At 46.9% G+C, this 22,357-nt stretch carries 18 protein-coding genes; 7 read left to right on the top strand and 11 right to left on the bottom strand.

Annotated features, from left to right (window positions below):
- Positions 1-14 precede the first annotated feature (14 nt).
- The gene (locus H6F77_RS08110; RefSeq protein WP_190487475.1) at positions 15-224 is read right to left on the bottom strand and encodes a DUF2997 domain-containing protein; all 210 of its coding nucleotides are present in this window, start codon (positions 222-224) and stop codon (positions 15-17) included.
- A 359-nt stretch (positions 225-583) separates the two neighbouring features.
- On the opposite strand from H6F77_RS08110, the gene bioU reads away from it, so the two are divergent.
- The gene (gene bioU / locus H6F77_RS08105) at positions 584-1,597 is read left to right on the top strand and encodes a (S)-8-amino-7-oxononanoate synthase BioU (protein ID WP_190487140.1); all 1,014 of its coding nucleotides are present in this window, start codon (positions 584-586) and stop codon (positions 1,595-1,597) included.
- Positions 1,598-1,833: 236 nt separating this feature from the next.
- Here bioU and H6F77_RS08100 read toward each other — a convergent pair whose 3' ends face one another.
- From H6F77_RS08100 to H6F77_RS08085, 4 genes are all read right to left on the bottom strand, one after another.
- A complete protein-coding gene (locus H6F77_RS08100) occupies positions 1,834-2,436 on the bottom strand; it encodes a hypothetical protein (protein ID WP_190487138.1) in 603 nt (200 codons plus the stop codon).
- Positions 2,437-2,522: 86 nt separating this feature from the next.
- On the bottom strand, positions 2,523-3,740 hold the full coding sequence (locus H6F77_RS08095) for a type II secretion system F family protein (protein ID WP_190487135.1): 1,218 nt from the start codon (positions 3,738-3,740) through the stop codon (positions 2,523-2,525).
- Positions 3,741-3,964: 224 nt separating this feature from the next.
- A complete protein-coding gene (locus H6F77_RS08090) occupies positions 3,965-5,077 on the bottom strand; it encodes a type IV pilus twitching motility protein PilT (protein ID WP_190487132.1) in 1,113 nt (370 codons plus the stop codon).
- 144 nt (positions 5,078-5,221) lie between these two features.
- Positions 5,222-7,213, bottom strand: a complete 1,992-nt coding sequence (locus tag H6F77_RS08085) for a GspE/PulE family protein (protein WP_190487130.1) — start codon at positions 7,211-7,213, stop codon at positions 5,222-5,224.
- 797 nt (positions 7,214-8,010) lie between these two features.
- Between H6F77_RS08085 and grpE the strand changes: the two genes are divergently transcribed.
- The 5 genes from grpE to rsgA all read left to right on the top strand — a co-directional run bounded on the left by grpE (position 8,011) and on the right by rsgA (position 13,577).
- Positions 8,011-8,796: a nucleotide exchange factor GrpE gene (gene grpE, locus H6F77_RS08080; protein WP_190487128.1), complete on the top strand. Its 786-nt coding sequence runs from the start codon at positions 8,011-8,013 to the stop codon at positions 8,794-8,796.
- Positions 8,797-8,993: 197 nt separating this feature from the next.
- Positions 8,994-10,958: a molecular chaperone DnaK gene (dnaK, locus tag H6F77_RS08075; protein ID WP_190487127.1), complete on the top strand. Its 1,965-nt coding sequence runs from the start codon at positions 8,994-8,996 to the stop codon at positions 10,956-10,958.
- Between the two features lie 129 nt (positions 10,959-11,087).
- A complete protein-coding gene (dnaJ, locus tag H6F77_RS08070) occupies positions 11,088-12,215 on the top strand; it encodes a molecular chaperone DnaJ (RefSeq protein ID WP_190487126.1) in 1,128 nt (375 codons plus the stop codon).
- Positions 12,212-12,460 (top strand): sulfurtransferase TusA family protein, encoded by a 249-nt coding sequence (locus tag H6F77_RS08065; RefSeq protein WP_309228819.1) that lies wholly within the window; start codon positions 12,212-12,214, stop codon positions 12,458-12,460. Before dnaJ ends, H6F77_RS08065 begins: the two co-directional genes overlap by 4 nt.
- Positions 12,461-12,464: 4 nt before the next feature.
- Positions 12,465-13,577 carry a small ribosomal subunit biogenesis GTPase RsgA gene (gene rsgA, locus H6F77_RS08060; protein ID WP_190487124.1) on the top strand — a complete coding sequence of 371 codons (1,113 nt, stop codon included), beginning with the start codon at positions 12,465-12,467 and terminating at the stop codon, positions 13,575-13,577.
- 28 nt (positions 13,578-13,605) lie between these two features.
- Here rsgA and H6F77_RS08055 read toward each other — a convergent pair whose 3' ends face one another.
- The 4 genes from H6F77_RS08055 to H6F77_RS08040 all read right to left on the bottom strand — a co-directional run bounded on the left by H6F77_RS08055 (position 13,606) and on the right by H6F77_RS08040 (position 17,926).
- Positions 13,606-14,505: a class I SAM-dependent methyltransferase gene (locus H6F77_RS08055; RefSeq protein ID WP_190487122.1), complete on the bottom strand. Its 900-nt coding sequence runs from the start codon at positions 14,503-14,505 to the stop codon at positions 13,606-13,608.
- Between the two features lie 391 nt (positions 14,506-14,896).
- On the bottom strand, positions 14,897-16,120 hold the full coding sequence (locus tag H6F77_RS08050) for a DUF445 domain-containing protein (protein WP_514131586.1): 1,224 nt from the start codon (positions 16,118-16,120) through the stop codon (positions 14,897-14,899).
- Positions 16,121-16,185: 65 nt separating this feature from the next.
- Positions 16,186-16,896, bottom strand: coding sequence for a bifunctional demethylmenaquinone methyltransferase/2-methoxy-6-polyprenyl-1,4-benzoquinol methylase UbiE (gene ubiE / locus H6F77_RS08045; RefSeq protein ID WP_190487118.1), 711 nt, complete (start codon positions 16,894-16,896; stop codon positions 16,186-16,188).
- An 82-nt stretch (positions 16,897-16,978) separates the two neighbouring features.
- A complete protein-coding gene (locus H6F77_RS08040) occupies positions 16,979-17,926 on the bottom strand; it encodes a response regulator (RefSeq protein ID WP_190487473.1) in 948 nt (315 codons plus the stop codon).
- A gap of 278 nt (positions 17,927-18,204) precedes the next feature.
- Between H6F77_RS08040 and H6F77_RS08035 the strand changes: the two genes are divergently transcribed.
- Complete coding sequence (locus H6F77_RS08035) at positions 18,205-19,299, top strand: RuBisCO accumulation factor 1 (protein ID WP_190487116.1); 1,095 nt, start codon at positions 18,205-18,207, stop codon at positions 19,297-19,299.
- 71 nt (positions 19,300-19,370) lie between these two features.
- Here H6F77_RS08035 and H6F77_RS08030 read toward each other — a convergent pair whose 3' ends face one another.
- Positions 19,371-21,128: a glycosyltransferase family 39 protein gene (locus H6F77_RS08030; RefSeq protein ID WP_190487114.1), complete on the bottom strand. Its 1,758-nt coding sequence runs from the start codon at positions 21,126-21,128 to the stop codon at positions 19,371-19,373.
- Positions 21,129-21,308: 180 nt separating this feature from the next.
- The gene (locus H6F77_RS08025; RefSeq protein WP_190487111.1) at positions 21,309-22,247 is read right to left on the bottom strand and encodes a serine/threonine-protein kinase; all 939 of its coding nucleotides are present in this window, start codon (positions 22,245-22,247) and stop codon (positions 21,309-21,311) included.
- Positions 22,248-22,357 lie beyond the last annotated feature (110 nt).

The raw sequence follows: 22,357 nt of genomic DNA, 5'->3' as shown, positions 1-22,357 counted from the left end.
TGAACTAAAAAAAATTACCACTCGCTAAACGTTGCTTGGGCTGTCGCCGCCGCCGTTTGCTGAACTGGTTGAGCAAAAAATTCAGAAGTTTGCTCGGTAGTGAGAACCACACCAAGCTGGGCTTCAATGGCAGCAGTTACTTCAGCGCAGGATGTACCGACTATGCCAGTCACTTTCTCCTGCACCCGACCATCTGGATAAATGACAAACTCTAATGTTTCCATGCTCATGAGTTAGGGATTCCTCAAGTTTGGCTCAGCAACACGCACGCTGCTGATGCTGCCGTTATATAAAACCTCTCTCTAAGGAGTTACTGGCTCGTGTTTCAATAAATATCAATTTTTATCTATTGCATCACATCGAGTCAAAACGTAACAAAACTTAGTAATCGGGCAAGTGTTAACATTGATTATTTGTCAGTGTCGCTTAACTTTACATCTGCGTCAAGGTAGAGGATTTATTTATAGTCTGGCGCCTTTAGACCTATCGGGGTATTGATCCCCGCTGTTACTTATATTTTGAATGACCGGGCTGGGTCATCTACCGGGGATAATTAAATTTTGTTTAATTTGAGTAATACCTTATGACTGAGCAGGGTTCAGGTTCAATCAAAGTTCCCTCTAGAGTGGGTGTCCTTGGTTTTGGTGGGCTAGGGCAAGCTGCGGCTAGAGTACTCGCTCCCAAGCACGAGATGGTTTTGGTGGCGATCGCTGACCAAAAGGGATATGCGTACAACTCGGAAGGATTAAATCACTCCGCCTGTAGTGCTACTTACCAATCTCATGGTTCAGTAGGTTATTTAGAGCCATGCGGCACTCTTAGCAACCAGAGTATCCAGGATTTAATTGAACGAGCCGATGCAGTTGATGGATATTTCCTAGCGCTACCAAATTTGCCTAATACGTTTATGGCTTCCGTAGCGCGGCAGTTTATTGCAGCTGGTTGGCGGGGGGTGTTGGTGGATGCCATGAAGCGTACCAGTGCGGTTGAGCAATTGCTCGGGTTGCTGCCGGAGTTGCAAGCCGCAGGAATTACTTATATGACGGGCTGCGGTGCTACGCCTGGATTACTGACGGCGGCTGCGGCTTTAGCTGCCCAGAGCTACGCAGAAATTCACAGTGTCAAGATTACTTTTGGGGTTGGAATTGCAAATTGGGAAGCTTACAGGGCTACTATCCGGGAGGATATTGCCCATCTTCCGGGATATAGCGTAGAACAAGCCAGTGCTATGAGTGATGCTGAGATAGAAGCTTTGCTGGATGAGACTAATGGTATTCTGACGCTGGAGAATATGGAACATGCTGATGATGTAATGCTAGAGCTTGCGGGTATATGCGATCGCTCTAGGGTGAGTGTCGGCGGCGTGGTAGATACGCGCAATCCTAAAAAACCACTCAGTACAAACGTTCAGGTAACAGGCCGCACTTTTGAGGGTAAGATATCCACTCATACTTTTACTCTCGGTGATGAAACCAGCATGGCAGCAAATGTCTGCGGCCCTGCTTTCGGCTACCTCAAAGCTGGCTTAGCCTTGCACCGACGTGGCATCTACGGTTTATTTACCGCAGCAGAAGTTATGCCCCAGTTTGTTAAGTAAAAAGTAGTTTGAAGGTGGGTGCTGCCCACCTTCAAAAGTTAAGCTGATGTATTGGTGTTACGAGGTAAATTTGACTGAAGGAACCAATTTTCTCACTAGGAAAATTTGGGCACTGAGGCTATGTAAAATTTTTAAAATCTACTATCGGTTTTATGGCATAAATTTATCAGCACGATAAATTTACAGCAGCACCCCGGTTATCTTAAATTGGTGCGAGAGGTAAGAGAGTTTACCCTTCATCCTTCAGGCATCGATAAACTCTCTTGCTCCTCTTCTTCAACTATTTCCACTGGGGTTTGGATGACCAATGGAAGACATGCTCCGAGCAAGCCGCGCTTAATGCGATCCGGCGTTTCGTCAAACACAACGAACAAGGGATAGATTTTCTCAGAACCTTCACTGAGAATGTGTTGATAGCGGTGAGGCATCAGCCATTCGTAGTCTTTTTCCAGTAATACCTGCGTATGCCGCCAACGCATGAGCAGGTCAGAAAAGTCTTCTTGGGGACGATGGATAAAGACCAAAATTTCCACTCCCATTTTAATTTTCCATTCGGGATCGCACATCAAAATAGCGATATCGCAGGGTAGACAATTAGCTTCTGACCCCTGAGCGATCGCGTTAGGGTATACGGAACCGCTGGCGCTGCTGGTGGCTTTAGTCTCGCCATTGCGAAGGCGCACGACGGGTAAGGGGATGGCGATCACGCTTTCTTCAGGCCGACGCATACTGGGAATCATCTCCATGTAGGGTCGGTGTTGCTTTAGGAGAGCGATCGCGGCCTGGTGGTTGCTATACTCTGCCAGCAACACTTCGTAATCAGATTTTTTAACAGGCATATTTTTATTTTTATTTTAGTTAGATTTTAGATTTTATCGAAAATTATCGGAGGCGGATAAATTCCGGCCTCCGCAAAGTCCAAAACTTAACCTAGCTTGTCAAAAACTGCGAACATCGGCAGATACATCGACAGCAAAATAACGGCCACCATACCTGCTAATATGACCATCATGATCGGTTCGAGAACACTTGTGAGCGCTTTTACAGCCTGTTCCACTTCATCTTCATAGAAGTCAGCAACTTTCATAAGCATCGAATCTATCTGGCCTGTCTCTTCCCCAATAGCAATCATCTGAATCGCTAGCGGGGGGAAAACATTCTCTTTTTGAATGGCTAAACTCATCATTCCACCATTTTGAATTTCTTTCTGCGCTGATATCACCGCATTTTTAATCACTTGGTTGCCTGCTGTATCCGCAACAATTTCCAACGACGTGAGTATCGGTACGCCAGAACGAGTCAACGTTCCAAAAGTTCGGGAAAAGCGAGCTACTGCTGATTTTTCATTCAAGTCGCCAAGCACGGGCATTTTCAAAGCAAGGCCATCTATTTGAAGGCGACCTGCTGGTGTTTTGTAATACTGCTTGAAGGTAAAATTGGCTATTAATACAAACGCAATGGGAATAATAATTCTCCAACTTCTAAGTACTTCGCTACAAAAAAGCATGAACTGGGTCAGAGCTGGCAATTCTCCCCCTAGATCTTTGAAAATGCCAGCAAAAATCGGTATCAGAAACACCGTCATAGCGATAAAGACTATGATGGCCAGTATCCCAACCGCTGTAGGGTAGGCCATAGCTCCTTTAACTTGGTTTTGCAGCCGCGCCATATCCTCTAGAACCTTGGCTAATCGGTTCAGCACCTCATCGAGAACACCACCGACCTCTCCGGCCTGCACCATGCTGACATATAGATTATCAAAGCACTCTGGATGCTTCCGCATTGCTTCAGAAATGTTCGTTCCCTCTTGCACCTCGGCACTAATTGCCAGGAGTGCCTTTTTTAGTTTGGGATTGGGGCACTGCTCAGATAACACGCCGAGGCACCTAACTATAGCCACACCAGCGTTGACCATAGCTGCAAATTGGCGAGAAAATACGGCCTTATCTTTGACCGTCACCTTTGCCATACTTGCTGGATCAAAGAATTTAGTAATATCAAAACCCGGAGCTAGAGAAATGTTTTTAACATCAAGACCCTTTTCGCGCAAAGCTCTACTGGCGGCACCGACATTGTCCGCAACAATTTTTTCTTTTTTAGCTTTTCCTCTAGAATCCTTAACCTGGGCAATGAAGGTAGGCATGGCTCACATCTATATTTATAAAAGGGAAACGAGTACGGAAAGTCGGCTCTTATTTATTAGGGGCATTGCACTGTGAGAAAACACAGCACTAGCCAAACTTTCGCAGCCATCGGCTATACAGGCCAAGTCAGTGGGCGGCTACTCCCACCGACTATAAATTTTGCTAGCGTTATATCCCCAAAACTGCCTGTGAAGGCTGGCGTTTTGCTTGAACCTGATCTCGCCTAATGGCCCCCACCTGCTTTTGCAGGCATGGCAACGCCACCAAGGAGACGCTGTAGCTCATCGGGCCTAGCAGTCTTGGCTATTGCCGCCTCAAAGCTAATACTGCCATTTTTGACAAAGGCTGCTAACACCTGCTCCATAGTCTGCATACCCAATTTAACCCCAGTTTGGATAGCAGAGTAGATCATCGCGGTTTTGCCTTCTCGAATCAAGTTAGCAATAGCAGGCGTTACCACCATGATTTCCTGGGCCATAACCCGACCGTATTCACCCGGTTTTACATTTTTCTTTTGCACCAGGCACTGGCTGAAAACAGCCAATAAAGAACCAGACAACTGCGCCCGGATTTGTGGTTGTTGAATCGGGGGGAACACATCAAGTACTCGGTCTATTGTCGCTGCCGCTGAGTTAGTGTGCAACGTGCCGAACACCAAGTGACCAGTTTCTGCCGCTGATATCGCTAGGGCAATCGTCTCCAAGTCCCGCATTTCACCCACCAGGATAATGTCAGGGTCTTGGCGGAGCGCCCCTTTTAGCGCATTGGCAAAGCTCTTGGTGTCCTCACCTTTTTGACGTTGGTGAAACAAGCTCTTGATGTTGGGGAACACATATTCAATCGGGTCTTCTACGGTTAGAATATGCTCTGCCCGCGTCCGGTTGATCAAGTCCATCATGGCCGCCATCGTGGTAGTTTTGCCAGAACCTGTCTGTCCTGTAACTAACACCAGCCCTCTTGGTCTTTCAGTCATTTCCCGCACAATGTTGGGCAGCCCCAAGAGATCGGCGTTAGGAATTTTTGAAGACAACGCCCTCATACAAGCGGCATAGCAACCGCGCTCTTTGTAGACATTAAGGCGGAAGCGAGCCAATCCTTTTACGGCATAAGAGGAATCGAGTTCCCAGTTCATCTCCAAGTCTTTACGCTGGTTGTTGTTCAGCATACTGAAGATGAGTTTCTGACACTCTTGGGGGGGCAGGAGTTCCCCGAATTGGGGCTGAGGAGTCAGTTTACCGCTGACGCGGAAGAATAGCGGCGCTCCCGCCTGAATGTGTACGTCAGAGCCACCCTGCTCTACAAGAGACTCTAGAATGTCTTCGATCATCAAATCCATCTTTTTTCTCCTTTAAAGATTATTTTTTTGAGTATAGCGATCGCGATTGAGGTGTTAGGAGCATTTTGAATTTTGAATTAACAGGTTTTTTGATTCAAAATTCAAGATGCGGTAAAGGGACGGCATTAGAAACTCAAAACTTTTTTAGTCTTGAAAACGAGGAGTCAAACAGTATGGACAGTCTAACCACTCCTGCTTGGCGTCCGCACCGCAACACCGACACGTAAGAGAACTCTTGCGTTTAGCTTTGAGTTCGTCTTCTAGACCTGTATCGGTGAACGTCACCCGTTCTACTTCTTCTAGTGTGGTGTAGCCCTCGCGTACTAAATCTAAGCTGTAAGCCAACAAAGTCTTCATGCCTTCTTCTATGGCTGCTTCCTTGATTAGGGTAGTGGGGGCACCTTCGTTGATTAAGGTTTGCAGCCGTTCGGTGATCCGCATGACTTCATATACGCCGACACGGCCCTTATAGCCTACACCATTACATTTTGGGCACAAAGTATTGCTAGCTCTGCGTTCCTGAATTTCATCCGGTCGCAGGCTGTTGGCTTTATAGAACGTGACATCACCATCTTGGGAAGTCGATAGACCAAATCGTGCCAGTTCAGCTTGGTTGGGCGCATAATCAATGCGGCACTCAGAGCAAACGCGCCGCATTAGGCGCTGGGCTAGAACTCCAAGAAGGGCGCCAGAAACCATGAAGGGTTCAACACCCATTTCGTCTAGTCGAGCGATCGCACCCGCCGCATCATTGGTATGCAGCGTTGTCATCACCAAGTGTCCTGTTAACGCCGCTTCAATAGCCGTTTTTGCCGTTTCTTTGTCCCGGGTCTCACCCACCAGAATCACATCCGGATCTTGCCTCATGAACGCCCGCAAAATCGAGGAAAAGTCCATCCCCTTTTCTCGAATCACCTGCACCTGCGTAATCCCAGGCAGCGCGTACTCAATCGGGTCTTCCGCCGTACTAATATTCACCCCTGGATCGTTACGTTCTGCCAAGACTGAGTATAAGGTTGTCGATTTACCCGATCCGGTTGGCCCTGTCACCAAAATCAGGCCAAAGGGACGGGCAGCCATATCTCGAACGCTCTGGAGCGTATCTTGATCGGTAATCAACTTATCCAAACCCAGTTGGGTGGAAGAGTTATCTAAGATCCGCAGCACAATCTTCTCGCCGTAACGGGAAGGCAAAGTGTTAACTCGGAAGTCTACCTTACGTCCTTCAAATATCCGGCGGATACGACCATCTTGGGGCATCCGTCGTTCGGCAATGTCCAGCTCCGCAATAATCTTGAAGCGGGCACAAACTGATGGGACGATTTTTTTAGGGAGTGTATCGAAAGCCTGTTGCAGCACACCATCTTTGCGAAAGCGAATCCGCAAGTATTCTTCTTGTGGTTCTATGTGGATGTCAGAAACACCCTCTTGCAGGGCTTTAGCCAGAATTTTATTGACTAGGTTGATCACAGGTGCGTCCTTGGCACCCGCTTCACCCAAATCCTCCTCTTGTTCAGGAGGAGCATCGTCCAAATTCGCAATAATATCTAAATCTTCGTTGATATCAACCCGACTTGCTACCGCTTGGGCTTTCTCTTTCTTAGCTTGTTCATCGAGGTATTGGCTAATTAGCTGGTCGTAGTCTTCCCTAGCAATAACCATCCGTTGTAAGGCGATTCCTTGCGGGCGCAGAATCCGATCTAAATCATCCTTAGCGTTTAAATTATCCGGCTCTACCATCGCCACCAGAACCGAGGGCGGCTGGGTTTCATTCTGCGATAACGGTACTAGCCGATAGCGACGACAAATATCGATCGGTATCAGCGTCTCGATCAGTTGTGCAATTTGAGAAGCAGGAATTTGGCTGATTTCCGGATCTAGGGATTCAACGCCGTAAAGAATCTTTAGTTCAAAGAGTTGCTGTTTTTTATACAGGCGCAGCAAATCTGGTGATAGTTGCTTACCCGTGATGGTTTCGAGGATGTCTATCAGCGGCGTGCCTGTCTTGCGACTTTCAACCAGCGCCTTTTGCATATCCTCGGTGTTAACATAGCCAGCCTGAATTAGCTTGTTACCGAACGGCGAAAAATCATTGCGGACGGTTAGCGCGCGTCGTTGTGATGAGGAATGAGTCATATCGTGCGAATATATCTCTCTTAACAAAGTGTTCCCAAAAACATGAGGCAGAATTGCACAACGTCCGGAAAAAAGGGAGCGATCGCTGCCGCCATAAGGCGACAGCCCTAAAGCTAGGTTGACTTCCCCCCCCGGATCTGTACACTCTCCCTTGTAGGGGTGTCCCTAATAAGGGAAATGTGAGAATCAAGGCAAATAATTATGGATACCAACGCTGGCGATTAGTAATATCCGTACAACGCTCGTCAGTGAGTTTAAGATAATCTGGGTTTGGGAGGACTCGGTTCCGCCATTGTCTGTTAGTAGGGAATATTCACGATGATAGCCCTTCCCAAGGTCTAAAGCCTACTTGCAGCAATATATAACTTTCCCAAGTCTATTCCGGAGTATCCTGCTGCTTCCTGTAACGAGGCAACCTAAAACAATTAATCCTAAATTCCCCGCTTTTGCCTCGTGCGCCAGGTTTTTGGGCCACCGCAGAAAGCAACTATTAACGGAAACTGTTACAATTTGTCACAAATACAAAAAATTGACTGGAGACAACTAAAGTTATGTCAAAATGCCAGCAGTGAAGTAAGTGTGGCTGGGGATAAACGTTATAGCTTGAAGCCTACAAGCGGAAAACCAGGCCGCAAATATTTTGCGGAAATTGCAATCCCTGCCCGGATGCGCCTCTAAAACCGAAAATTAAAGGTACAGTTTGAAACAAAATTGTAGGATATGGGGGCTGGTCGTGGGAAAGTACAGACAAACGAGTTCCCAATGAATCGCAGTCTTTAAACTGGGATAAGTAAACGATGATCGACGAAGAAAAGCAGCAAAACAACACTTCAGATAAGGCCGAGGTAACGTCAGACATCGGGATGGGGAAATCTGACCCGGTAATGGGAGACTTACCTCTAGACATGGATTTAAACTTGGAATTTGATTCAGAAAACAAGACAATCTCAAACGAACCGATGGCAGATGCAGCATCTGTGGAAAATTGGTTGGCAGAATCGGTAGAAGAAGGATCTCTGGAGTCAGAAGCTCGCGAAAGCGAACTAGAAGGGTTAAGGCTGGAAATAGAGTCTCTAAAAGCGCAACTGGAAGCAACCAGCAATCAGTGCGAGTCTTACAAAACCCAGTCGATGCGGATGGCAGCAGATTTCGACAATTTCCGCAAGCGCACAGCCAAAGAAAAGGAAGACTTGGAAATTCAGGTCAAGGCGACGACGCTGAGCAAATTACTGCCAGTAGTGGATGATTTTGAGCGGGCGCGATCGCACATCAAACCTCAAACTGAGGCAGAGATGAACATCCACAAAAGCTACCAGAGCGTGTACAAACAAGTGGTAGACTGCCTCAAACGCTTGGGAGTATCACCCATGCGTCCTGAAGGAAAAGAATTTGACCCCAATCTGCACGAAGCTGTAATGCGGGAACCGACAAACGAACATCCCGAAGGTACCGTAATCGAAGAACTCGTGCGGGGCTATTTTTTGGGCGAACGTATACTGCGCCACGCAATGGTCAAAGTTGCTGCGGCTACAGACACCGTGATAACCTCAGAGGAAGATCTTTCAGATACCACTGAAACTTAAGCGGACGTAGGTAGCCGATTACTTTAGCCCGCAATGGTTAACTATCTAAAATAGCAATTAGCAATCCAACAGGATTTGCTAAGAGCCTGCCAAGGCAATAGTTTCAAAGTTGATAGAAATCTGGAAATTTGGGGTCATCCCAAACAAAGATTTCACAAAAATAAAGCGTTTCTTGCACACATTTACTGCCGCTAGCTATGGGAAAAGTCATTGGGATCGACCTGGGCACGACCAATAGTTGCGTCGCTGTTTTAGAAGGGGGGCAACCGATTGTCATTCCAAACTCAGAGGGCGGACGAACAACTCCCAGTATTGTAGGATTTGGCAAAGCTAACGATCGCTTAGTGGGTCAGCTCGCGAAGCGGCAGGCAGTTACAAATGCCGAAAATACGGTATACAGCATTAAGCGCTTCATTGGAAGGCGGTGGGAAGATACCGAAGTGGAGCGAACGCGGGTGCCATACAACTGTATCAAAGGCAGAGATGACACCGTGGATGTCCAAATTCGGGGACGCAACTTTACCCCCCAAGAAATATCAGCGATGATCCTGCAAAAACTTAAGCAGGACGCCGAAAATTTTTTGGGTGAGCCAGTAGAACAAGCGGTAATCACAGTTCCCGCTTACTTCACAGATGCTCAACGGCAAGCCACCAAAGACGCTGGTACTATTGCTGGACTAGAAGTTCTACGGATCATCAACGAACCAACGGCTGCTTCCTTAGCCTACGGCATAGACAAGCAGGACGAAGAGCAGCGCATCCTAGTGTTTGACTTGGGCGGCGGAACATTCGATGTTTCCGTACTACAGCTAGGAGATGGTGTATTTGAAGTCAAAGCAACCTCTGGCAACAACCACTTAGGCGGAGATGACTTTGACAATTGCGTTGTACGCTGGATGATCGATCGATTCAAAGAACAGGAGCGCCTTGACTTAGGAACGGACAAGATGGCTCTCCAGCGCCTGCGAGAGGCAGCTGAAAAAGCCAAGATAGAACTATCTTCGATGGGAAGCACCTCCATCAACTTGCCGTTCATCACTGCCGACGAAACAGGACCAAAACACCTGGAAATGGATCTGTCGCGCTCTAAGTTTGAAGAATTGGTAAATCATCTGGTAGAAGGCACGATAGAACCAGTTACTCAAGCACTAAAAGACTGCGATCTCAAACCGGATGAGATTGACCGCATTTTGCTAGTTGGAGGTTCCACAAGAATCCCAGCTGTTCAGGATGCGATTAAAAAGTTTTTCGGCGGTAAGACCCCCGATCGTTCCGTAAACCCAGATGAAGCTGTGGCACTAGGCGCAGCAATTCAAGGCGGCGTGTTAGGGGGAGAAGTCGAGGATCTGCTGCTATTGGATGTGACACCACTTAGCTTAGGGATTGAAACTCTAGGAGAAGTGTTCACAAAAATCATCGACCGCAACACTACCATTCCCACCAGCAAATCTCAGGTGTTTTCGACCGCTACGGACGGGCAAACATCGGTGGAAATCCACGTTTTGCAAGGTGAACGGGCAATGGCCAGAGACAATAAGAGTCTGGGTAAATTCCTGCTCGCTGGTATTCCTCCAGCCCCCAGAGGAGTGCCTCAAATTGAGGTAGCCTTTGAAATTGATGTCGATGGTATTCTAAAAGTCGGAGCTTCTGACAAAGGCACTGGAAGAGAGCAAAGTATCCGTATTACTAATACAGGTGGATTAAGTGCCTCGGAAGTAGAAAAAATGCGGATAGAGGCAGAAAAATTTGCCGAAGAAGATCGACGCCGCATAGAAATGGTAGAGCTGAAAAACCAGGCAGAAAGTCTGTTCTACAGCTATGAATCGACATTAAATGACAATGGGGAATTGATTAGAGAAGACCTCAAGACGCAGGCGAATAAGAAGATAGTAGATCTCAAAGCCGCGATAGCAAACCCCGGAGTTAGTGTTGAGCAAGTCAAAGAACAGCTTGATGACCTTCAACAGACCGTGTTTGCAGTTGGTGCAGCTGTGTATCAACAAGCCAGCAGAAGTTCAGATCCTGGGTATTTCGGAGAAATGTCTGAAAGTACCGTTAGTCCAACGGTCAGTGAGAGAACTCAAGTGGCACCCGAAGATGACCTGAATTTGGATTTTGACGAAGGCGAAACTGTAACTGCTGACTACGAAGCAGTTGATTAATAAAGGCAAAAGTAAAAAGGCAATATACAAAAAAAAATTGTATTTGCCTTTTTATAAAATTTTCAGCTTTGTCTCTATCTTTATTTAGACTTTTGACTTAACCTTAAACCCTAACCCCCAGCCCCGAATATGGCTCGCGACTACTATGAAATTCTCGGTGTTTCCCGTGATGCAGACAAAGAGGAAATAAAGCGTGCCTATCGTCGCCTAGCCCGGAAGTATCACCCGGACGTAAACAAAGAAGCAGGGGCGGAAGATCGCTTTAAAGAAATCAATCGAGCTTACGAAGTACTCTCAGAACCAGAAACACGCGATCGCTACAATCGCTTCGGTGAAGCTGGTGTTAGTGGTGCAGGTGCTGGGTACCAAGATTTTGGCGACATGGGTGGCTTCGCCGATATCTTTGAAAGTTTCTTCAGCGGCTTCGCTGGCTCAGGAGTGGGCCAGACTGGCACAAGACGACGTACTGGCCCCGTCCGGGGTGACGACCTGCGCCTAGACCTAAAGCTGGAATTTAGAGAAGGCGTATTTGGTGGTGAAAAGGAAATACGCATTCCTCATTTAGAAACTTGTACTACGTGCAGCGGAAGCGGAGCAAAACAAGGTAGCCGACCTAAAACCTGCCCCACCTGCAACAGCGCTGGTCAAGTACGTCGCGCCACTAGGACACCCTTTGGCAGCTTCACCCAAGTTTCCGTCTGCCCCACGTGTAATGGCGAAGGACAGGTGATTGAAGATAAGTGCGAATCGTGTGGTGGCAACGGGCGCAAACAAGAGACCAAAAAACTTAAAATTACCATCCCTCCTGGGGTAGATAATGGAACGAGGTTGCGGGTTTCCAAAGAAGGAGACGCCGGAACGCGCAGCGGCCCACCGGGCGATCTGTATGTATATTTGTTTATCGAGGAAGATCAGGAGTTTCACCGGGATGGAGTAAACATCCTGTCTGAAATTAAAATTAGCTACTTGCAGGCAATTTTAGGGTGTCGTCTAGAAGTAAATACCGTAGACGGCCCGGTAGAGATGACCATCCCACCCGGAACGCAACCAAGTACGGTGCTGACACTGGAAAATCACGGGGTTCCAAGACTAGGGAATCCAGTTAGTCGGGGAGATCACCTGATTACAATTTTGATTGACATCCCGAATAAAATAACAGCCGAAGAACGCGAACTGCTCGAAAAGCTAGCTAAAATTAAGGGCGATCGCACTGGAAAAGGCGGCATAGAAGGATTCTTAGGAGGCTTCTTCAAGTGACCACCAATCCAGACGCAAAGCTAGACTTGCGGGGGACGCCTTGCCCAATAAACTTCGTCCGCACCAAACTACGTTTGGAGCAAATGGCATCGGGAGCGTTGTTAGAAGTATGGCTAGATCCTGGGGAACCTATTGAGCAAGTTCCTGACAGCCTAGCAATGGAAGGCTACCCGATTGTAGAGACGCAATTCATTGCCTCTGAAGACAGCGCAGGCTTTTTTGCTCTAAAAGTGCGTCGTCCGTGAAGTTATGAGTTCTGAGTTAGAAAAAACGCTCAATACTCAGAACCTGGCAGCCGAGGGGGAAGCCAGACTAGAAGGCAATTTCGTGGGTACAGTGGTGGCTGTGCAGGCTAATTACTACCAGGTGCGGTTTGACGCTGTAGAAAATTTGCCTGCACCGTCTTTATTGTGTACTAGGCGCACGCGACTCAAAAAAATTGGTCAGAAAGTGATGGTGGGCGATCGCGTCCTTGTAGAAGAACCCGACTGGGCTGGGGGAAGAGGAGCGATCTCAGAAGTTTTGCCCCGCATCAGCGAACTAGATCGCCCCCCCATCGCCAACGCCAAAGCTATTCTCCTCGTATTTGCCATAGCAGAACCAACCCTAGAACCCTACCAGCTAACGAAATTTCTGGTTAAAGCTGAATACACTGGGTTGGAAGTTTGCTTATGCCTGAATAAAAGCGATTTAGTGTCCGCCATTGAGTTGAACGACTGGCGCGATCGCTTGGCAGGCTGGGGTTATTCCCCTATATTCATCAGCATCCTCACCAACGCTGGTCTAGAAGAACTCAGCAACCAGCTAAGTAATAAAATCACCGTACTTGCGGGTATGTCTGGTGTTGGTAAGTCCAGCCTGACAAACTATCTGATTCCTGGTACTAACTTACGAGTCGGGGAAGTTTCCGGTAAACTTAGCCGAGGGCGTCACACCACGAGACATGTAGAGCTATTTGAACTACCAGGAGGGGGATTATTAGCAGATACCCCAGGCTTCAACCAACCAGACTTGGATTGTACCCCCCAAGAGTTGGTTGATTGTTTCCCGGAGGCTAGGCAAAGATTAGAAACTGGCAATTGTCAGTTTAACGATTGCCTGCATCGGGATGAACCAAACTGTATAGTGCGGGGAGATTGGGAGCGCTATGAGTATTATTTAGATTTACTCGAAGAAGCGATCGCCCTTCAAGAACAGCTGAGTAAATCGGGCGATCCGGATTCAACAATGAAGCTAAAAAGTAAAGGCAAAGGAGAAGCTAAATACGAACCCAGACTAGAAGCAAAAAAATATCGTCGTACCTCCCGTCGCAGTCAACAAAAAGAACTGCAAGATTTATATAAAGACGACACCGAGACTTGAGTAGGAATCTTTAATCCCCATTTAAAGACTATCGCCGCCCCGCTACCCAGTCTTGTCGTCCTGCTTCCTTTCCCCCTAAAATTTCTACGCTGCCTGCGATCTCATCCTTAGTGACGCGCCCGTTGAATTGCATTGTCACCGCAGTTTCCTTGAGTGGCTGCGTTACTTTGAAAGTGAGTCGATCGCCAGTTAACTTCGCATCGGTAAGTTGCATCGAACGCTCCGAATTTGTCAGCGTTCCGCTAACTTCTTGAAAATCTTGGTTAAGTTGCAGAGTATATTTCTCTTGACCTCTACCTGCGGGCATATTAAATTGCCAAGTTCCCGATACCTGGGAAGGGATAACCCAGTAATAAAGCTTGTGTTGACGAGAATTCACCGTCATTTCTACAACGCGCTCTGGTTTCCATAACCCCATGTGAAACTGGTGAGAAACAAGACGAGTCCCCGGTTTTAGTTCGTTGAGCAATTTTGGTCTGAGCTTGAGATTTATTGAAGTCAGCAGGTAAAGCGTGACTACACTAGCATCGCTGAGGTTAGTTTTGAACAAATCTTGTTCGACAAACTTTACGCGATCGCTCACACCCGCTAATTTGGCATTTTCATTACTTTTCGCGACTAGGAGCGGATCGATCTCCACCCCAAGACTTCTAGCACCTTTTTTCGCTGCGGCGATCGCTACCCTCCCATCTCCAGAACCCAGATCGTAAAGTACATCATCTTTGGTGACGGCAGCCATGTTCAACATTTGTTCCACCACCTCGTTAGGCGTTGGCACATAAGGCACATCAGCCTTTTGTTTCGCAGGGGAAGGCACGGGTGCAGGCTGAATCTGGGATATCGGTTGCGCTTGACTTTCTTGCCAAATCAAGGAACCGCCAACACTCACGCACAAAGTTAAACAGCCGAGTAAAAGCTTAAATTTCATAGCCTCAAACCACCTTATTAAGCAAAGATATTCTATACATTGCTTTGCCGATTGTAGGTGGTTAAGCAGCAAGCTTACAATATCATTTTTCCTTCCGAGGGTCTGGGGCAAACAGTGCGTGTTAGAGCATATCTTGCTCTAATTTTGCTCTACAGCCATAACAATTTTATTTAAGTTATAAGATATCAGAGATTCAGATACCCGACTTCTCTAAGAAGTCGGGTATCTCGCTTTAACAGATTTTTTTATAAAAGAATACTTTTAAAGCTAAAGCCTGTCTCTTAGGAAATGCGCTAATTTTAGCTTAAAAAATATTAGGCAAGGCGCTACGCGATCGCTTAATACTACTAATTAGGGTGGGCATTGCCCACCCTAATCTAGGCTGGAAATATTACTGCAACATCAGGAATACTACCTGCAAGCAACCCACAACCAAACCCAAAATTCCCCCCAAATTCACAATTCCTTGCAATTCACTTTTCACAATGCCTTGAATCGCTAATTCTAAATCAGCAGGTGAAGTTCCCTTAACCCGATCGATAATTACCTGATCTATATTCAAAATTGGAATTGCCTGCGTCACAATCTTCTCTAAATCTTTCTCCAAATAGCGCTCTAAAATCAAAGCCAATTCCTTACTAACAACCTCCAACGAGGCACTTACAGCAGCAGAAGTCCGCAATCTATTGAGCAGCAACGAAGCAATATTTTCCCAGTCTACAGATTCAGTCAATCCCTGAAGGACATCGCTACCGCGCTCTTGAGCGTAGTTGCGTACGCTATCGCGCAAAGTTTTACGCAGCTGGCGCACCGTCGAAACTGGTAGATTTTGCAAAGATAAATTTTGCAGCCATTCCTGCAAGCGTTGTCTCACCGCAAGGGAAACAATTAGCTCCGCCAAACGCGCATTACTCGCCTCTTTTTCATCCAGGCAAAACGTCCGCAGGCGTGTCAAAGTGTTGCGTAAACCAAACAAATTCGCTACTACCCAGTATGTTCCACTAGCCTTTTCCCGAAAGCCTTCATCAATTATTTGAATATTGCGGTCAGTCAGGAAATCGACTATAGCCTGTCGGATTACATCCGGTGGGAGTACCACTTGTAACAACCATTCGGCAAGTTTTTTTGCTTGCTCTTCAGTTAGCTGAAATTCCAGCAAAATCTGATCGAAAATTTGGTTTAGCTGGACTTCAAGAAAATCTTCGCGACGAGCTAAAACCTTCAGCAGGCGCGGTAACGACTGACCGAGCAAATCTTTGAGAATTCCAGCCAGAACTTTAGTAGTTTTCTCCGACTTGTCAGGTTTTATCTGTTCTAGCGCCAACTGAAGCAACCAGAAAATTGCCCCTTGTACGCGCTCGGTTTCCAGCAGTCGCCGCGCCAGATTTTGCAATTCTTCTGGCGTTAGCAGCGATCCCATGATTGTGTCAGAAACCCGTTTGGCAAGGCGTTCCTGATTGCGAGGAATTAAGCCGGGAGTAAAGGGGAGTTGTCGCTTACCAACGTAAATAGCCCGATAAGGGCGGAATAACATTTTGATAGCGATATCGTTGGTGAAATAGCCAATGACTGCACCAACTATGGGGGGACTGAGGTAAAGCCAGAGGTTAGACAGATCCAAGGTGGCGATCCAATCTTAAATAGTGAGTAGTAGGGTGGGCAGTGCCCCCTATTCCCATATTAGGCTTTGGTTACTAATAGAACACCCATCGCGCCACCAGCGATCGCGTAGTGGGTGGCAGTAGTAAATCCAGCCTTGCGGGCTAAATCCACTTGCTCCCCACCTGTGGGAAATTTTTCTAAAGAAGGCGCAATGTAGGCATAGTCTTCGGTCAAGCCAAATTGCTTGGCGGTGGGCACGACAATATTATCCAAATACCACTGTTGAAACGCACGCATTTGGGGGCTGCTGGGGCGATGCATATCAAGAATGGCAGCTTTAGCCCCTGGCTTGAGGACGCGGTGCAATTCGTGGAGACATTTAGGAATATCTGTCACATTGCGAAGACCGTAGCCCATTGTGGCGCAGTCGAATTGGTTACTGGCAAACGGTAGATTGAGGACATCTGCCTCTATCCAGTTAATAGGACAGGGAAGGAAACTGGTTTGAGAGCGGGAGCGAGCGATCGCCAACTGCTCGCATGAAAAATCTACCCCATATACACAACCAGTTGATCCCACCTGCCGCGCCAACAGTTGAGCCAAATCCCCGCTCCCACAGCATAAATCTAAGCAAGTATCTCCCGGACTGGGTTCGCTCCACTTCACCGCCATCAGCTTCCATACCCGATGCTGCCCCAAACTTAACCAATCATTCAACTGGTCGTAGACGGGGGCAATACGGTCAAAGAGGTCGCGAATTGGCGAAGTTGTTGGCGTTTCAGACTTCATTGGTGATTAGCATTGATCGTTGGTCATCGGTGCTTAGTCCCCGTTACCGTCAACAGACAACGGACAACGGGGTAAAGACTATTTAACTGGGAAAATAACGAGTGCTGGTGAGAGCAAGCGCAACCTGTTGGGAAGAGAGATGAATTAGTCTGATCTCATCTTCACGGAGTTTTGAGGGCCGCTTCCACTGTAGCGACAACACGGCCAGCACTTCGCCTCGGTAGATGATGGGAATAACCAGATGCGCCTGTAGACCTGCGGCTTGGTAGAGTTCGGCACTAGGGGTAGGATTGCCGGGAACATTTGCCCAAGCCTGAAGCTTGTGCAGCGCGATCGCCTCAGTTACTAGCGAGTCTTTTGCCAGCCAGTTTTCTAAGCGGCCATCTTCACTGTAGGTTCCTTGGGCAGAGCCTAAAGTGTTGCCTTCCACCAACTGCAAGATGCAGCCATCAGCATAGAAGCTATCCCCAAAAGCCTCGGCAATTGGTTCAAGAGTTGCCTCCACGTTACGAGCATCTTGAGCCACTTGCACGATCTTTGCCAGCAACTCAGTTTGCGCCTGAGCGCGATGCAGTTCTTCCGTCCTTTGCTTCAGCAGTTCATAAGTTTCAGAAGCCCGTTGCACAACTGCTTTGAGTTCGTTGGGGTCCCAAGGCTTCGTGATGTACTTGTAAACTTGACCTGAATTAATTGCCTCAACCAAATCCTCAACATCAGTAAAACCAGTGAGGATAATCCTTACAGTATCGGGAAATTGGGGAACAGTTTTGCTCAAAAATTCCGTTCCCTTCATTTCCGGCATCCGCTGGTCAGAGATAATCACGGCTACTTCCCCTTCTGTGGCTAGCACTTCTAGGGCATGAACGCCGCTTTCGGCTCTAAAAACATTGAAATCGCGCCGGAAAGTACGGTAGAGCAAGTCCAGGTTATCTGGCTCATCGTCTACCACCAGCATTTTGGGCTTCTTGGGTCGCTCTAAGCTCATTAACTGACGGCTAATAGTATTAAGTTCTGGAATGGTGCTGTCCATAGCAGTAGAATAAACTCCTGGCGGCCAATCAGGACTGGCAACTAATCGAGTCGCCATCTTAATTTTGTTTACAGGTTAGGAAGAAATAAGGGAAGCGGGAATGGGTGTTTTTCTTGCCGGATCTTAAATACAAACGGTACTGTTACTATCAATACTCTAAAATCCACGCAATCCCAACCCCCTTGGCATTTTACGACTGGCCACGCTAAACCACTTTAATGAATCCAACGTTGCGATCGCTATAAATTTTTGATAACACCCTTACTCCCTAAAGTACTATGACCGACTCATCACCAGGCTATGAAGATCGTATCCCTCAATCTGCTGAAGCGTCACTGAATGTTGAAGATTTGCTGCAAAAGTTACGACGCAAAGAAGGCACTTGGGTAGAGTGGGGGCAAGCTTGCACCACATTGCAAAAAGCAGGCCATAATCCACAGGCAATCTTTGAGGCAACTGGATTTGAGCCTATACAGCAGAATCAAGTTATGGTCGGAGCGCAGGTTTTCACAAGCATAGTGAATGCAGGGATGTCCGACGAAGTGCGATCGCACTTCACGCGCAAAGGCAGCGATATTTTGTACGAGTTACGCATTCTCGCCCAGGCAGAACGCGCCACCGCCGCCGAATTTATCGTAGCCAAAAGCCTTGACTTGGATAATTCCCGCGACCTTGCTAGAGCCATGAAAGAGTATTCGCGGTATCGCACCCTGCCAGCTGGGTTTGAGAACCATCCAGGAGACGCTGCTGCTTACCACTATTGGAAACTAGCCAAACAACAAGCCGACTTACAAGAGCGATCGCGTTTGATTGCTCGCGGCTTAATGTTTGCAAACAGCCAAACAGCGCGGCAACAAATTGAGCAGTTGCTAACTCAAGGTCTCTCACCCGCCCAGCGTCCGGCCCCCAATTGGCCCTTCTACAGACTTGAAGCCGACGAAGGGCTCCCCCGCCTCATACCAGTTGCCGGACAGTTCCCCCTGGCTCAGGCAGACCTCAAAGAAGTTCCAATTTTTGAAGAAACTGGGCCTTTCAATATCGTTAAATATGCTGGGAATCAGGCTTGGGTTTGCTTACCCGGTTGGCAAGTAGTATCGAAGGCTGAAGATCCTGTTGCCATCATCTGCCACACCAGCCAGCTAGGGGAGAAAGCTGGCGGCAAACCTGAAGACGTTTTGGTTCTCATCGATCGTTCCCAGCGTAAATGGGAAGATAACAGCTATTTTTTAGTTGAACAGTCAGGTCAGCTAGAATTTCACTGGTTTGAACAAGCTACCGACGTGCCGTTACTGGGACGAGTAATTCTCGTGCTGCGTCCGAAGAAAATTATCGATGAAGGACTAAGCAAGGATCTTTGGCAGATTGATGAATAGCTAATGGGGATTTGAGTGTTGAATTAGTAACTCAACACTCATAATTTTTAGCAATTACCAGTTACTAAATACTAACGACACCGATACAGCTGATAGGGAATCCCTACGCGGTAATGTTGAGCCGGATCTATAGTACAACTCGATTGGCTTAAAAAAGTCAAACTTTGTGGATAGTTTGTCCGCTTTAGTTCCGGGGCAACTACCCACAAATTGAGAGGATATTTTAGAGGTATTTGTGTTTGGGAAAGCTTTTCCCAAACAGACTGATAACCACCTGCACTATGCATAAAAGCAAAGTAGGTATTCTCAGTGTTTACAGATGCCCTAATTTTTTCTAAAGCCAAAGCAAAGCTCAAACCTAAAGCTACATCCTGAGAATTGTTGTAGCCAACGACAACCATCATAGGAACAGCAGGTTGTATGTTCATGTTATCGGCTACCTGCTGTGGATTATACGGTTTCTGAAAAGCTAAGTTAGAAACGACACAGACACAGCTTAATAAGCTGACAAGAAAAATTATAAAGTAAACAGTAAAGTCTTTTTTGCCTTTTTTTACCTTTTGCCTTTTAACTTTTAACTTCCAAAGACTGGCTCCCAAAAGAGCGCATGCGGCTGGGTAATAGACAAAGTTATAGCGAGAGGCAACAGTAATATCTTTGCCTAAAAGGTAGATAATTGCTAAAAATTCTAGGTGAACCCAGAGGATGAAACTAGCTAGGGTGAAAGTAGCTAGATGTGTGGTTGGAGTGTTCCAAAGTTTTTTTATTCCTTTGAAGAAGTGCCATCCCAGCCAACTGCCAAAGACAACCATTAGCAATGCATTTAGAATTGCTATTTCAAGCGGCTGACTTTCTATTGGTAGAGCGATCGCCATCAGGAGCCAACCTGCTATTGTTTGGTAAAGCGGCGCAATGCTAGGGCTTTGGGGCAGCCAGTTGGTTTCGGAACTCCCCATATGTCCCTTTAAGACAGACAGCCAGGGTATGAATAAGGCAAAAGGTAAAAGACAAAGGGCAAAAGAAAGGAAAAATAAAGAAATTTTATTCTTGATTCTAGACTTGTAAAGCAGGCCAATTAAAGTTATTATTTGGGCAATAAAAGAGAAGCTAAAAAAATAGTGGACGTAAAAACCGATACTATTAACGATAACCCAGCCAAGCCAAATAAAAGGTTTTGGGTACTGTTGGGTTTTGAGGTTGTGCTGAATTAAAATTAGTCCAAGGAGGGCTAAAGAGATCAGCAGTATGGGCAAAGTGTAGTGTCGTGCTTCTTGGGAGAGGTAGACGCCAAAGGGAGAGAAGGCTATAAAAGCAGCTCCTAGCAAACCAGCGGTAGGCGAAAAAGCGATGCGATTGAGAAAATAAATGACAGCGATCGCAGCTATCCCAAATAAAGCAGGGAGCGATCGCAATTTCCATACCCAGGATGCATTTATAGGGCTAATCCAGTTAAGCCAACCGTGCATTAAGCAAAAAAATAAGGGCGGATGGGTAGACTGGGTAGCAACAGTGTTGGCAATTTGAGGGCAGGTCGCACCCTGGTTGAAAGTAAAAATTTCCTTTACTGTTGAAAGAGGAAAAAATACGTCTAAAGGCACGTCATTGTAGCTGCGACCGAGGCTGAATAATGCTGTAATTACCTCATCTAGCCACAAAGGTTTGAGGTCGAGATGCCAAAATCGCAGGACTGCGCCCAGGAGAATTATGCCAGCCAGCGGTAGATAATCAAGAGTCGTTAGCTTCAGGTTTTTAACTGAGATTTGAGTTTTGTACGATGTAAGTGCATCGCGTCTTGAGTTTGAGCGTTGACTAAATATAAAAAATTTCATCCTAAGCGAGCGGGTTTGGGAACCGACTGGCTAAACAGCTTTCAATATAAGGAAAGCTGTAGCTGCTACCAAGACGCTTAAGGACTAATAATGAGCCAGAAGTATAGATTTTATATTATTTGTCGTCAGTATATTAAGTTGGGCGATCGCGAAGCTACCTTAATGCCCTCAACCGCTAGTTTATCTAGGTGACGCAAGCGAAGGGGTTGCAGCGGCTTTGCGTGGCTGTTTCTCCAGAAAAGCTGTTATCTCGCTCAACAGCCATTCTTTCTCATTCTCCATGAGAAATGAGCCAAAACGATGCTTACGCATCCTCTCTCGGAGCATAAAGACTGTAATCGGGTTTTTATTCATCTTCAACCCAATACCCCTCAGTTTTAGCTCGCTAATATCTTCGGTGCGTGCCTGTACTTTCTGATAGCACATACCCAGAAACCACCGCTGTAGCTGGAAATTATCGCAGTCAAGCTCTAGCCGCGTGCGAGAGGCTGCGCTAAATAGGAAAGTGCCGAGCATCCACAGCCCAATCAGTCCAAAACCGCCTAGTAAGATCCCCGCATCCAAAGTAATGATAGAGGCGGATGCTGCAACTATCCAGAGCATCAGCAATAAAAAGCCGTTCCAAACTAGGGGTATGAGAGCAAAAAGTCTGCTGCTGGCGCTGCTTAACCACACAGGCGGAATATCTACTATTACCCGTCCATCAGTATTAGTTAAACTGATGGGACTGTACTTTGGTTGACGAAGCTTTTGTGTAGAGTAAGTGGCTAAAGTCTCTTCACCGCGCAACACTGCTAAAGCGGCGTTGGCTGAGGGGAATCGATCTTCCATAACTGGTTCCAACATCTTCTCCAGCCAGTCTGCGAAATCTTTGGAAACGCTGACATGGGAGCGGAAATCAATTTTGAGCTTGCGTTGGGGCAATTCTGCGGGCGATTTTCGGGTTAAAAGGAAAAGCAGCGTAGTGGCTAAACCATACAAATCTGTTGATAGTACCGCTTGCCCTCGGAACTGCTCAGGAGCCATATAGCCGTAAGTTCCCACTACTGTACTGCCCCCCGTGACAGTATTGTGGTAGGTATCTTGCACTGCCCCAAAATCGACTAGGAACAGATCCAATACTTCTCGGTTAAGCTCTAAGCAGTGTTGAGAATGGAGAAGTTAAGATGTTCACATTGAGTTCCAGTTCCCCTATGAAATGGCTTTTTAGACGGGAACTTTGAGCGAGA

The organism is Microcoleus sp. FACHB-831, assembly GCF_014695585.1.
GTDB lineage: Bacteria > Cyanobacteriota > Cyanobacteriia > Cyanobacteriales > FACHB-T130 > FACHB-831.
Note: the sequence above shows the minus strand (reverse complement) of the source record. Positions and strands in the feature narration are given on the sequence as shown.

What these genes read in the sequence shown, in the direction of transcription:
- dnaJ (WP_190487126.1), top strand. Translation starts at nt 11,088, where the DNA reads ATGGCTCGCGACTACTATGAAATTCTCGGTGTTTCCCGTGATGCAGAC.
- H6F77_RS08035 (WP_190487116.1), top strand. Translation starts at nt 18,205, where the DNA reads ATGACCGACTCATCACCAGGCTATGAAGATCGTATCCCTCAATCTGCT.
- H6F77_RS08110 (WP_190487475.1), bottom strand. Translation starts at nt 224, where the DNA reads ATGGAAACATTAGAGTTTGTCATTTATCCAGATGGTCGGGTGCAGGAG.
- ubiE (WP_190487118.1), bottom strand. Translation starts at nt 16,896, where the DNA reads ATGAAGTCTGAAACGCCAACAACTTCGCCAATTCGCGACCTCTTTGAC.
- H6F77_RS08095 (WP_190487135.1), bottom strand. Translation starts at nt 3,740, where the DNA reads ATGCCTACCTTCATTGCCCAGGTTAAGGATTCTAGAGGAAAAGCTAAA.
- H6F77_RS08055 (WP_190487122.1), bottom strand. Translation starts at nt 14,505, where the DNA reads ATGAAATTTAAGCTTTTACTCGGCTGTTTAACTTTGTGCGTGAGTGTT.
- bioU (WP_190487140.1), top strand. Translation starts at nt 584, where the DNA reads ATGACTGAGCAGGGTTCAGGTTCAATCAAAGTTCCCTCTAGAGTGGGT.
- H6F77_RS08100 (WP_190487138.1), bottom strand. Translation starts at nt 2,436, where the DNA reads ATGCCTGTTAAAAAATCTGATTACGAAGTGTTGCTGGCAGAGTATAGC.
- H6F77_RS08090 (WP_190487132.1), bottom strand. Translation starts at nt 5,077, where the DNA reads ATGGATTTGATGATCGAAGACATTCTAGAGTCTCTTGTAGAGCAGGGT.
- dnaK (WP_190487127.1), top strand. Translation starts at nt 8,994, where the DNA reads ATGGGAAAAGTCATTGGGATCGACCTGGGCACGACCAATAGTTGCGTC.
- H6F77_RS08085 (WP_190487130.1), bottom strand. Translation starts at nt 7,213, where the DNA reads ATGACTCATTCCTCATCACAACGACGCGCGCTAACCGTCCGCAATGAT.
- rsgA (WP_190487124.1), top strand. Translation starts at nt 12,465, where the DNA reads ATGAGTTCTGAGTTAGAAAAAACGCTCAATACTCAGAACCTGGCAGCC.
- H6F77_RS08040 (WP_190487473.1), bottom strand. Translation starts at nt 17,926, where the DNA reads ATGGACAGCACCATTCCAGAACTTAATACTATTAGCCGTCAGTTAATG.
- grpE (WP_190487128.1), top strand. Translation starts at nt 8,011, where the DNA reads ATGATCGACGAAGAAAAGCAGCAAAACAACACTTCAGATAAGGCCGAG.
- H6F77_RS08030 (WP_190487114.1), bottom strand. Translation starts at nt 21,128, where the DNA reads ATGAAATTTTTTATATTTAGTCAACGCTCAAACTCAAGACGCGATGCA.